This is a genomic window from Bacillus sp. es.036 (assembly GCF_002563635.1).
Classification (GTDB): Bacteria; Bacillota; Bacilli; order Bacillales; family Guptibacillaceae; genus Guptibacillus.
In genome coordinates this window covers 3,291,128-3,304,474 of sequence record NZ_PDIZ01000001.1, presented here as the reverse complement: position 1 = coordinate 3,304,474, position 13,347 = coordinate 3,291,128, and the positions used below count along the sequence as shown (strand labels likewise).

5 protein-coding genes are annotated in these 13,347 nt (G+C 43.8%); all 5 read left to right on the top strand.

What is annotated here, in order from left to right; genetic code table 11:
* Positions 1 to 120 precede the first annotated feature (120 nt).
* The 5 genes from ATG70_RS16525 to ATG70_RS16505 all read left to right on the top strand — a co-directional run bounded on the left by ATG70_RS16525 (position 121) and on the right by ATG70_RS16505 (position 13,303).
* Positions 121 to 3,948, top strand: a complete 3,828-nt coding sequence (locus ATG70_RS16525; RefSeq protein WP_257147738.1) for a cell wall-binding repeat-containing protein — start codon at positions 121 to 123, stop codon at positions 3,946 to 3,948.
* 183 nt (positions 3,949 to 4,131) lie between these two features.
* Positions 4,132 to 6,582: a cell wall-binding repeat-containing protein gene (locus ATG70_RS16520; protein WP_098445349.1), complete on the top strand. Its 2,451-nt coding sequence runs from the start codon at positions 4,132 to 4,134 to the stop codon at positions 6,580 to 6,582.
* Between the two features lie 151 nt (positions 6,583 to 6,733).
* Complete coding sequence (locus tag ATG70_RS16515) at positions 6,734 to 8,356, top strand: cell wall-binding repeat-containing protein (RefSeq protein WP_098445348.1); 1,623 nt, start codon at positions 6,734 to 6,736, stop codon at positions 8,354 to 8,356.
* 141 nt (positions 8,357 to 8,497) lie between these two features.
* Positions 8,498 to 11,254, top strand: a complete 2,757-nt coding sequence (locus ATG70_RS16510) for a cell wall-binding repeat-containing protein (protein ID WP_098445347.1) — start codon at positions 8,498 to 8,500, stop codon at positions 11,252 to 11,254.
* Positions 11,255 to 11,425: 171 nt separating this feature from the next.
* Positions 11,426 to 13,303 carry a C40 family peptidase gene (locus tag ATG70_RS16505; protein WP_179886312.1) on the top strand — a complete coding sequence of 626 codons (1,878 nt, stop codon included), beginning with the start codon at positions 11,426 to 11,428 and terminating at the stop codon, positions 13,301 to 13,303.
* The last annotated feature ends 44 nt before the right edge of the window (positions 13,304 to 13,347 follow it).

The following is a 13,347-nucleotide window of genomic DNA, read 5'->3' as shown; positions in this document are numbered from 1 at the left end:
AGCGCATTCTAAAGTTAGACAATTTACGCTATTTTTACACATTTGGGCCTAAAGTTATTGTATACTGACAATTGGTGGGACTATCACCAAAATTCGACTACATATCCGGGGGGATGAAATTTGAAACGAAGATCAACCAGTCGTTTTATTAGCTTTGCGCTAATATTCTCAATGGTTCTTAGTTTTTTCGCATTGCCAGTCTCACAGCTTTCGGCTTCTGCTGAAGACGTGATTTCTGTTGGGGAAGCGATCGCCAACAATACTGGTTCAGCAACAGTAGAAGGCTATATTGTAGGAACAACTTCAAGCAGCTCTTCTTATAACTTAGATGGCGCAAATGGAGTAGAAACGAACATTGCCATTGCAGATTCTTCAAGTGAAACCCAGTCAGACAAGATTATGCCGGTTCAACTACCTAAAGGATCTTTAAGAGACGAGCTCAATTTAGTAGCTAATCCCGCAAACAAAGGTAAGAAGATTCAAATTACTGGAGACCTCGCAACATACTTCGGTGTACCAGGTCTGAAAGGGCCAACAGCTTACACTTTTTCTGACGGCACAGCCCCAGACCCTGACCCAGAACCAGAACCAGAACTCTCAGCCATTACAGATGCTAGAAAAGCAGCAAACGATTCACTAGTAAAAATTCAAGGAACTGCCACTGCAGCCTTCGAAACTGGTGGCGAAACAAACCTCTTTATTCAGGATGACACTGCAGGAATTATTGTACGTGCAGCGGGCATTACAGCTAAGCCTGGCGATGAAGTTATTGTTGAAGGAACTATGTCTGACTACTACGGAATGCAACAGGTCAAGACAAGCGCTTCTTCAGTTGTTATAACAACTGAAGATAAAGGCATCCCGTCCCCTCAGTCCCTTAAATCGACAGACCTTTCCAAAGAAAATGGTGAACAGCACGAAGCTGAATTCACTCAATTTAAAGACGTTACGGTTCAATCAGTCGACAGCAATGGAAACTTCACAGCGAAAGACGATTCAGGTGAATTCGTCATTAAGCCTAACGACAAATCACTTCTTGAAGTCGGCAAAACGTATGAACTTCTTAAAGGCGTTATCGACTATAACTATAACGAATATAAACTCGTACCTCGTAGCGCCGCTGATGTGATCGAAAAAGCTTTCTCGGTAACAGCAAATCCTGCGTCAGGATCTGTTCTTGAAGGCACAATGGTCAAACTTGCGACAGCAGAAGAAGGCGCAACGGTTCATTACACAACAGACGGTAGCGAACCAACTGCTGAAAGCACAGAATACACAGCTCCTATTGAATTAACAGAAGATACAACAATCAAAGCAGTTGCAGCAAAAGATGGTCAAACAAGTGAAGTCGCAACTTTCGACTACACAGTTCTAAAATCTGCTGACGGCATTAGCATTCACGGCATTCAAGGTGCAGGCCATTCTTCTCCATATGATGGAATGGCTGTTACAAAAATTGCTGGGATCGTGACAGCAAAAGACGGCAATAACGCATTCTATATGCAAGAAGAAAACCCGGACGATAACGTCGCTACTTCAGAAGGCATCTACGTTTACAAAAGCGGTGGAGCTGGTGTAAGCGTTGGTGACAAAGTAGAAGTAGACGGTCAGGTAAAAGAGTATCGTGAAGGTGGTTATAGCGATGCAAAAGATCTTCTAACGACTCAAATTACAGCTTCAAGCATAACGGTTGCTTCTTCAGGAAACACACTACCAGAAGCAATCGTGATTGGAGAAGACCGCACACCTCCAACTGAAATCGTAGAAGACGATGAAATGAAGACATTTGATCCAAAAACAGATGGACTGGACTTTTACGAAAGTCTTGAAGGGATGCTCATTGAGATTCCAGATGCAAAGGTAACAGGTCCAGTGAAATACGATGAGCTACCAGTCTATGTGAACGCAAGTGAAGATCAACTGTTCACTCGTGCGAACGGACTTCTGCTGACAGCAGACGACCCTAATCCTGAGCGTCTCCTCATTGATGTTGATGGCATTGATATTGACGTAACAACTGGAGATCAACTTAACGGATCCGTTACAGGAAACGTGAGTTACGACTACAGCAACTTTAAAATTCGTCCAACGGGAACGTTCCCTACGGTTATTGATGGGGATACCGAGCGTGAAGTGACAACAATCGAATCGGCACCAGGCGATTTAACGATTGCTTCTTACAACATCGAAAACTACTACCCGGGTGTTGGAGAAGAGAAAACAGGCAAAATTGCTGAATCAATCGTAAAGAACATGAAGACACCAGACATCGTTGGCTTAATCGAAGTACAAGATAACAACGGTCCAACAGATGATGGCACGACAAAGGCAAACGAGTCTTACGAAGCAATCATTAAAGCGATTGAAGAAGCAGGCGGCCCGACGTACAAGTTTGCTGATATCGCACCAGCCGATAAAACGGACGGCGGACAGCCTGGCGGAAATATTCGCGTTGGTTTCATCTATAATCCAGATCGTGTTGATTTCCCTGAGAAGAAATCTGGCGATGCAACGTCTTCCGTTAGCGTGGATGAAAACGGCCTAACGCTTAATCCTGGTCGCATTGATCCAACAAATGAAGCCTTTGAAGATTCTCGTAAAGCACTTGCAGCGGAGTTTGAATTTAACGGTGAAAAAGTGGTCGTTGTCGCGAATCACTTCAACTCAAAAGGTGGAGATGGCGCACTATTTGGCGCGGATCACCCTGTTGTTTTAGGAAGTGAAGTACAGCGCATCAAGCAAGCATCGGTCGTAAACAACTTTGTTAATGACGTTGTGACGAACATGGATGGTGGCAACGTTGTTGTTCTAGGTGACTTGAATGACTTTGAATTTTCAAAGCCAATCGAAACGCTTGAAGGCGATGTTTTAACAAACATGATCAATAAGCTTCCAACAGAGCAACGTTACACGTACAACTATCAAGGTAACGCGCAAGTGCTCGATCATATTCTCGTATCTAACAATCTAGCAAAACGCACGATGATTGATAGCATTAACATTAACTCTGATTTTAGTGAAGCAGATGGACGTGCAAGTGACCACGATCCGGTGCTTGCGAAGATTCAAATGGAAAACAGCGTAGACCGTACTTCAGGAGAAACGCGTTATGAAACAGCGGTAGAAATTTCGAAAAAAGGTTGGGAAAGTGCAGATACCGTTGTGATTGCAAGAGGCGATGAGTTCCCAGATGCCCTTGCAGGAGCACCACTTGCATACAAATACGATGCCCCAATCCTTTTAACCGAACAAAACAGGCTAAACGCAGCTGTTAAGAAAGAAATTGAGCGTCTTGGTGCGAAGAAAGCGATCGTTCTTGGTGGAACATCCGCAATTTCTTCTTACACGGAATATGAACTAAAAGGTCTTGGGCTGAAAGTAGATCGTATCGGAGGAGAAACGCGTTATGAAACAGCTGTGAACATTGCAGCGAAGCTTGACGGAACGCCTGAAAAATCGATCTTGGCGAATGCCTTTAACTTCCCAGATGCCCTTTCTGTTGCTTCTTATGCAGCAAAAAATGGCTACCCGATCGTGCTAACAGCTGACGATAAGCTTCCAGCCGTATCGAATAAAATTTTAAACACAACAGACGAACAAATCGTAGTTGGCGGAGAAAATGCCATTAGTGAAACGATCGTCGACAATCTTTCCAATGCCGTACGCATTAGTGGAGATGACCGCTATGCCACATCAGCATCGATCGCAACTGTTCTAACCCCAGATGCAGATACAGCGATTGTAGCCACTGGTGTGAAATTTGCCGATGCGCTTTCTGGTTCTGTCCTTGCAGCAAAAGAAGAGGCAGCCATCCTTCTAGTGAAGAAGGATGAAGTTCCTGAGAAGATTGCAGAAGCCATTGATGAAAATGACATTCATAATTTCCACATCCTCGGCGGTCCTAACGCCGTGAGTGATGACGTTATGAACGATTTAAAGAACAACTAAAGTAAGGAAAGGGCGGGCTCTCTCCGCCTTCTCATTTTCTATGAAACTAGTTATAAAGTATTGTTTTGAATATGTTAATTATTGTGACAAAAAGGACCATTCACCTAGTAGTCTAGGATATAATGAAAATCGCGGAGACAATCCGACAAAATTTGGGTATTCGAAAGGGAAGGGATTACGTACATGAATATGAAAAAACCTCTTTTCGGCGTTCTATCAACAGCTGCACTTGCAATGGGGATCGCAGCAGCATCACCCTCAACCCCTGCGGAAGCGGCAGCAGGCGATTTTGATCTTACAATTATGCATACAAACGATACACACGCGCACCTGGACAATGCGCCAAGACGCCTAACAGCTGTCGAGGAAATCCGTGCGGCTCGTGAAAATACGATTCTATTAGATGCTGGAGATGTTTTCTCTGGTACCCTCTTTTTCAATAAATACAAAGGCCTTGCTGATGTTCAATTTATGAACATGATGAAATACGATGCAATGGTACCAGGTAACCATGAATTCGATGAAGGCCCAAAAACGTTCTCTGAATTCGTAAAGCAAACAAAATTCCCAATCGTAAGCTCAAACATTGATTACAGCCAGGACCCTTATCTTAGCCCTCTCTACAAAAATGAAATGGCGATGACAGGAGATGACGGCACGATCTATCCAGCAGTTATTCTTAATGTGAACGGAGAAGAAGTTGGGGTATTCGGTCTAACAATTGAATCGACAGATGAACTTTCAAGCCCAGGGGAAACAATCTCTTTCCAAAACCATCAGGAGCAAGCAGAAAAAATGGTGAAAATGTTCCAGGATAAAGGCGTAAACAAAATCGTTGCCCTCACTCACCTTGGAAAAACGGTTGAAGTAGAGCTTGCTAAAACGGTCGAAGGCATTGACGTTGTCGTTGGGGGACATAGCCATACGAAAATCGAAGAGGCTGTTGTTGTCGATACATTTGAAGATCCAACACTTGTTGTACAAGCCAATGAATATAGCAAATATTTAGGTGATCTGGAAGTAACGTTCAATGAAGAAGGCGTTCTAACAGAATGGGACAATGAACTTCTAGACCTTAGTTCAGATGGTAGTTTCGAAGCGGATACTGAGGCACAAAATCTTTTCAATGAGTTGAAAAAACCACTTGAAGAAATTGAAAAAGAAGTTGTCGGAGAGTCAGAAGTTTATCTTAACGGTAAACGTGGATCAGTTAGAACAGGCGAAACAAATCTAGGAAACTTAATTACGGACGGCATGCTTTATAAAGCCCAGCAATACACAGATGCATCGATCGCCATCACGAACGGCGGAGGAATCCGTGAATCAATCGATGAAGGACCAATCACATTAGGTGAAGTGTTAACAACGATGCCATTTGGTAACAATCTCGTCACACTTGATATGACAGGTGCTGAAATTATCGCTTCTTTAGAGCACGGTGTAAGTGCGGTTGAATCGGAACAGGGGCGCTTCGCTCAAGTATCAGGACTTCAATATTCCTTTGACAAAGATCTTCCTTCTGGTGAGCGAATTCTCGATGTAAATGTGAAAACTCAGAATGGCTATGAAGACATTGATCCAGAGGCGATGTACACTGTTGCAACAAACGCATATATCGCTCAAGGCGGCGACGGATATGACGCAATGGGTGAAGCAGCAGCTGACGGTCGTATGGAAGAACTTTTCTTTGTAGACTTTGAAGTATTTACAGAATATCTGGATGAAATTGGAACAGTAAAAGCGAAAGACGAAGCACGTATCGTTGAAGCTGACGCAGAGCGTATCGAAGGTGAAACACGCTACGAAACCTCAGTAAAGATTTCACAAGAAGGCTGGGAGTCTGCTGATACCGTTGTTCTCGCACGCGGCGATTCTTTCCCGGATGCACTAGCAGGAGCACCACTTGCTTATAAATATGATGCGCCAATTCTTTTAACAGAAAGTGGTTCGCTGAACAAGATGGCGAAAGAAGAAATTGCACGTCTTGGGGCAAAAGATGTCATTATTCTTGGTGGGACAAGTGCAGTTAGCAACTATGTGAAGTTCCAACTTGAAGGAATGGGCATCGACGTTGAGCGTATTGCAGGTGACAACCGTTTCGATACAGCTGCAAACATTGCTGCACGTCTTGGTGGCTCACCAGACAAGGCAATTGTGGCAAATGGCATGAACTTCCCTGATGCTCTTGCGATTGCGCCATACGCAGCACAGAAGGGTTATCCAATTCTTTTAACAGAAGCGGATGAAATTCCATCAGCAACAGGCAATGCACTTAGAGGCATTGATGGATCAATTATTGTTGGTGGCGAAACGGCTGTTAACGGAAAGCTAGATAAGAAGCTACATGCGGAAGAACGCTATGCTGGAGACAACCGTTTCGGTACGGCAGCTGATATCGCAACAAACTTAAATCCTTCCGCACGCGTTTACGTTTCAACAGGCATGAACTTTGCGGATGCTCTTTCCGGATCGGTTCTTGCAGCGAAGCAAAATGCAGCGATGCTTCTTGTAAAACCTGATATGCTTCCAAAAGAAACAGCAGAAGCAGTTGAGGATATGGAAGCTTATGACTTCAATGTACTTGGTGGCGAGAATGCCGTTAGCAAAGAAATCGTAGACGAACTTAAAAAATAATCAACCACAATGAAAGCGCAGGGGCACTGATACGCCCCCCTGCGCTTTTTGATATTTATTTTTTGTATAGGCAGGGATTGGAACGTTGAAAGCTAAATGTATACGTAAGCAATCATTCGTTATAACGAATGTATTCTAGGGAGGGTTCTGATTGAAGAGATTCGGTAAGCGAAGTCCACTGTTACTGCTCATTCTCGTAATCACGATGCTCATGCCGTCTCAAGCGTTCGCTACTGCAAGCGTCGATGAAGAAAAAAATGCGGTGCATTATGCTGCGTTTGGCGATTCATTGGCTGCTGGTGTGTTATCAGATAATACGATCGGATTAAGTTATACCGACTACATAGCTCAAGATCTCCAACGTGTCGATCTGTTAGGAAGCTATGAAAAACCTTATGCAGTACCAGGTGCAACATCTCAGGATATGCTTACTGCACTGATGGATCGTGATATGCAAATCAAAATCGCCTCGAAGGATATGATCACAATTACGATCGGCGCGAATGATTTTCTTCAAGTGCTCAGTAAGGAACCAGAGCGATTACAAGATCCTGAAGAAGTAAAGAAGATCATCACTGAGCTCTCCGAAAATTATGTCTCAATCATGACGATCATCCGGAATGTTAATCCTACGGCTGAGATTTATTTAATGGGCTATTACAACGGTTTTTACGCTTTTCCTGAGGCCCAGCAGCGTCCACTAGTAGAAATTATGAAAACGGTAAATAGCATCATCAAACAAATTGCAACCGATTCAAACAGTCACTATGTTCCGACCTATGATATCATTTCGACTGATTCACTGACTTATCTGCCAAATCCTAAAAATGTTCATCCGTCACCAGCAGGCTATATGGCGATTGCAGATGAATTTTGGAAACAAATTAAACTAAATTTACCGACAAACGTTACGCGTATTGCTGGTGCCAATCGGTATGAAACAGCAGTGAAAATCTCTCAGACAGGCTGGGCGGAACATGCGCAGGGTGTCGTTATCGCACGAGGTGATGATTTTCCAGATGCCCTGGCTGGTGCGCCGCTTGCTTATGACTTGGACTCACCGATTTTATTAACGCACACGAACGCACTTGATCAAATCGTGAAGGATGAGGTTGAGCGTCTTGATCCAGAATTTGCAATTCTACTTGGAGGAGAGAAGGCTCTTTCCAAAGATGTTGAAGATGCATTAGAAGAGATGGGTATTCCTGTCGAACGGATTGCTGGGGCAGATCGCTACGAAACGGCTGCTATGATTGCCGCGACCCTCCCACACTCAAATAAAGCTGTTATTGCGAACGGAATGAAATTTCCTGATGCCCTGGCTATCGCTTCTTATGCGGCGGAAAATACGTATCCGATTCTGCTCGCAAAACAAGACGAGCTCCCAGATGATACGGCGACAATGTTAGAACGCTATCCGGAAAGCATTGCTGTTGGTGGTACGGCCGTTCTATCTGAAGATCTCTTTAACAAGCTCCCAAAAGCAAAGCGATACGGTGGAGCAGATCGTTATGAAACAGCGTCAATCATTGCAATGGAACTGAATCCATCTCATAAAGCGTTAGTATCCACGGGTCTTGAATTTGCAGACGCCCTAACTGGAAGCGTTTTGGCGGCTAAGAGAGACAGTAGTTTTCTTCTTGTAGATCCAAATAAGATGCAGGATTCGGTCGTTGAAGCTAAAGAGAAGCTAGGAATCTATCATTTTACGATTCTAGGAGGGCCTAAAGCCGTTAGCCCATTAATTGAGAGACAGCTAATCGGAGTTGAATAGTTAAAAAAGGGGGCAGCTTCAAAGCTGGTCCCTTTTACATGGAAAAACATACAGAATAATGGCAAATTTTAACTCGCTAATGATAGACTTATAGAGTATAAGTGGTAGTGAAGTTCGCTCGACAATTTTAGGGGGAAAATAATGAAAAGAAACATCTATGGGATTGGATTACTTCTATGTAGTCTATTTATGATTATTGGGGTAAATGATGCGAACGCTATGCCTGCGCTAGAAGAAAAGCAGGAGCTTGTTCAGCCATCTGGGGAAGCCTTTCAAGCTTCACTAAGCGGTAGTGAAAACCTGAACTGGTGGACAACAGGTGATGAAGCTGTGATAAAAATGGGAGCGGATCACTATTGGTATTACGCTCAAATAGTAGGTCAGAGTTTACAAGTAACGAATGCTAAATATGGGATAGATGATAAACCATCTGATGCGGCAGAGCTTGAAGAAGTACGATACCTTCAACCGAAAGAAGGGATGAAGCAAAAAGAAATTCCGAATCCAGAAGAACAAGTAGATTTATTGAGTGCAGGGAAGCAGGAAAATACGCTTGTTTTATTAGTGGAATATACCGATGCGAAAATTGCCTATTCAGATGCAGATTGGCGGAATCGTTTCTTTGGGATGGAAGGAAGTACGTTGAATCATTACTATGAGGAAGTTTCAAAAGGAAAGTTAGGATTCAAAGGGGCAACAGAAGGGAGTGGCTCTAATGATGGGATTGTAAAAGTGACGCTTCCAAAAGCACATCCTCGCCCTGAGACGGCGAATAATTCTGACAGTACCTATTCACAAATCGTGAAAGAAGCGTTAAAGGCATCAAATGCAAAAGTGAATTATGCGCAATTTGATCAAAACAAAGACGGCTCCCTTTCTTCAGAAGAATTACATATTGTCACGATCGTTGCTGGTGGCGAAGCGAGCTATGGCGATACGGGAAAAGTCGTTTGGGGTCATATGTCTAGCTTGTATGAAAGCGAAGCGCCGCTGCTTGATGGAGTGAAAATTAGCTCATATCAAACAGGTGGCAGCTATACGATGTTTGGAGAAAAACATGGTGGACACATGGCCACGGTCGGCATCATTGCACATGAAATGGGGCATGACCTCGGTTTACCAGATTTATATGATACGGATGGCTCGTCACAGGGCGTGGGCATTCATAGTTTAATGGCAAGCGGTTCTTGGACGACCCATAACGGTGAGGATCAAGGAACTTATCCAACGCATCTTGATCCTTGGTCAAAAATGGTGCTTGGCTTTGTTCGACCTATCGACGTGCAAAATAATGGGTCATACGAGGTAAAGAGTTTTAAAGCAGAACAGCCGTCTATGCTGAAATTGAAGACGACTGATCCATCAGAGTACTTTTTAATTGAAAATCGTCAGTTTACTGGTTTTGATATTGGGTTAGCAGATGAAGTAGCAGCGCCAGGGGTTGCCATCTGGCATATTGATGAACAGCAGTTTAAGAATCGTCAAAATAACAATAATGAAGCACATAAAGCGGTCGATATCGAAGAGGCCAACGAAAGCAGGCTTGGTTATCCAGAACTCGATCAGCAGCAAGTTTTTCGACTGTATTACGACCATTATTTTAGCGGAAACGGTTATAATCGCTTTAATAGCTCAACAGCTCCAACGAGTAAAGTGTATTCAGGAGCAAGCTCAGGTGTTTCGGTCACCGTTCTTGATCCATCAAGTGATGCAATGACAGTTTCTGTTAAAGTGCCATATGGCGAAGATCAACAGCCGCCATTATGGTCTAAGAATGCAGAACTGACAGCGACCATGATTAAAAATGATCGCCTCACGTTAAATTGGCCGGAAGCCATTGATGATTCGGGGGTTGCTTCCTATGTGGTCTATAAAAATGGTAGCGTCTTAAAAGAAGTCGATGGCTCGACGAGAAAGCTAACGGTTCAGGGGCTTGCGACCGATAAGGCGTACGATTTTAAGGTAGAAGCCATGGACAATAAAGGCTACGCAACGTCTAATGGACCGAAATTAAATGTTAGTACGTCAGCGAACACAGTGGACCGAATTGAAGGGCTGAATCGCTTTGAAACAGCAGCGAATGTAAGTGCAAGAACTTATAATCAAGCCGAAACGGTAGTCATCGCAAGAGGTCTCGATTTTCCAGACGCGCTTTCTGGGGCACCACTTGCATATCAGTTACAAGCACCGATCCTGCTTGCGAAAACAAATGAGCTTCCAACAGAAACAAAAAAAGAAATTGCGCGACTTAAAGCGAAGAAAGCGATTATTCTTGGTGGAGAAAATGCGATTTCACCTACAACAGAAAAGGCAATAAAGACACTCGGCTTAGAAGTCGAGCGGATTAGTGGAGAAAATCGTTATGACACTTCTGCGAAAATTGCGAAGCGCATGGGAGGAGCACCTGAAAAAGCGATTGTTGCGTATGGTCTTAATTTTCCAGATGCTCTTGCAATCGCTCCTTATGCTGCGCAACAAGGCTTTCCGATTTTATTAGTCAATAAAGATAGCATGCCTGCGGAAACGAAAAATGCATTGAAAAACATTGAAGAGACGATTGTGATTGGTGGCGAAAGTGTCATTACGCAGAAGGTTTATAGTAATCTACCATCACCAAATCGGATCGCGGGAGATAATCGATTTGCAACGGCTGCTAAAGTGAAAACCGCTTTTTATCCAGATGCAAAAACCGCTTATTTGGCCACTGGTTTTGGCTTTGCAGATGCCCTGGCAGGATCTGTTCTTGCGGCAAAAGAAGGTGCACCACTTTTGTTAGTGAAGTCTGATGAGCTTCCTCTAGAAACAGTAGAAGCGATAAAAAATGTGACGGGCTTTAACTTGTTAGGTGGTCCCTCAGCAATAAATGAGAAAGTCGAACAGCGCTTATATCAGGAATAATGCGACAAAAGATGCAGTAAATCATTAAGAGATACAGGGAATTTGACCTGTATCTCTTATTTTTAGGAAAAAATAACAGGATATCGCTTAAACTTTGTTGAATTATAGCCGATAGTATAGGCAGAGTGTCGATATTTGGGCAGCAACTTAATTGGAATGAGGAGGATCTGGATGCAACCTTCATTGGTCAAGAAAGCAATAACTGGTTCTGCGATTGTCGCGGGCGTCATGTTTGTTCAGCCTGATGGTGCAGAAGCAGCGTTTGGAGATCAAGAGCTTAAGCTAGGAATGAATAATCAGGACGTGAAAGAGCTACAGGATGTATTGAAGGCGAAGGGGTATTTTGCCTATCACGCGTCAACAGGGTACTACGGTCCAATTACAGAAGATGCCGTTAGCCAGTTCCAAAAGGCTGTAGGGTTAAAGGTAACAGGAGTGGCGACAACGGACACCCTCCAGAAACTAGGGGCAAGTAAGGTTAGCAAATCTTCAGCTTCCAAATCTTCATCCGTTTTACAAGTCGGCTCCCGCGGTCAAGATGTAACCAATCTTCAAACCAAATTAAAAGAAGCAGGCTACTATTCTTACAATGTGGATGGCATTTACGGTCAGATCACGCAAAAAGCCGTGCGAGATTTTCAAAAGGTAAAAGGACTTGCGGTAACAGGAAAGGCAGATTCCGCTACGATCAGTGCAGTTGCCAATCTAGGTTCTACAAGCTCAAATTCCTCAAGTTCCTCTTCAGATCTTTCAGTTGGGATGCGCGGAAGTGCGGTAACAGATCTTCAGACAAAACTAAAAGCAAGAGGCTATTATACATATCATGTAGATGGCATTTTTGGTCAAATTACGAAGACAGCGGTCCAAAATTTTCAAAAAGCAAAAGGTCTCTCACAAACGGGTATTGCGGATAGTAAAACATTATCAGCGCTATCTGAAAGCGGTGATGCAGCCAAACCTGCGACGAGTGGACTGACCGTTGGTTCTCGAGGAAGTGCTGTCACGAATCTTCAGCAGTTATTGAAAGATCGTGGCTATTATTCGTATAACATAGACGGGATCTTTGGTAGTATTACGCAAAAAGCAGTGAAAGAGTTTCAAAGTATCGTAGGATTATCCGTAACAGGTGTAGCCGATGATAAAACAGTGGATGCATTAAAATCGCGAAGCTCGCAGGAGACAACGACCGTTTTGAAAGTTGGATCAACTGGGAGCAAGGTAACAGATCTTCAAAACAAGTTAAAAAAAGCCGGAACATTCCACGCTGAGGCGACAGGGTACTTTGGTCCTGTCACTGAGAAAGCGGTCAAGGACTTTCAGAAAGCAAAGAAACTGCAGGTGACAGGCACTGCGACAAAAGAAACAATGGATGCGCTTGACGGCTTAACAGAAAAAGTCGTGTCATCATCTTCCACTGGAGAAGATTACGGAGATTTATTGAAACAAGGATCAACAGGGTCACTTGTGAAAGAACTCCAATCAAAGTTACAAGCGATTGGCTTATACAGCGGTTCTCTTGATGGTGATTTCGGAAACGGAACAGACCGGGCTGTTCGAAACTTCCAATCGCGTAACAAGTTAACGGTCGATGGCATCGTCGGACCGGCGACTTGGGAGAAGCTAAAACAATCAACTGGATATGAAGGAAATAGCAATGGCGGCGACAGCGGAAGCTCCAATTCAAGCTTCAGCGTCATGGACCTGATCGCAGACGCATCGTTATACATAGGTGTTCCTTACGTTTGGGGCGGAAACACCCCAACACAAGGGTTCGACTGCAGCGGTTTCCTCGTCTATGTATTTAATAAGCAAGGCGTTTCCTTACCAAGAACGATGGCACAAATGTGGAACGTTACAACGTCAGTAAGCTCACCATCAGTAGGCGATATCGTATACTTCACCACCTATAAACCAGGTGCTTCGCACGGTGGGATTTACATCGGTAACAATAAATTCATCCACGCAGGCTCATCAACAGGCGTAACCATTAGCGATATGACATCAAGCTATTGGGGACCGAGGTATTTAGGAGCGAAGCGCGCGCATTGAGGGGGGGCAGACCCCTCTAAAAGACAAAACAAGCAAAAGTGTCC

Excerpts from the sequence above, each read along its gene's own strand:
- ATG70_RS16520 (WP_098445349.1), top strand. The coding sequence starts at position 4,132 with ATGAATATGAAAAAACCTCTTTTCGGCGTTCTATCAACAGCTGCACTT.
- ATG70_RS16510 (WP_098445347.1), top strand. The coding sequence starts at position 8,498 with ATGAAAAGAAACATCTATGGGATTGGATTACTTCTATGTAGTCTATTT.
- ATG70_RS16505 (WP_179886312.1), top strand. The coding sequence starts at position 11,426 with ATGCAACCTTCATTGGTCAAGAAAGCAATAACTGGTTCTGCGATTGTC.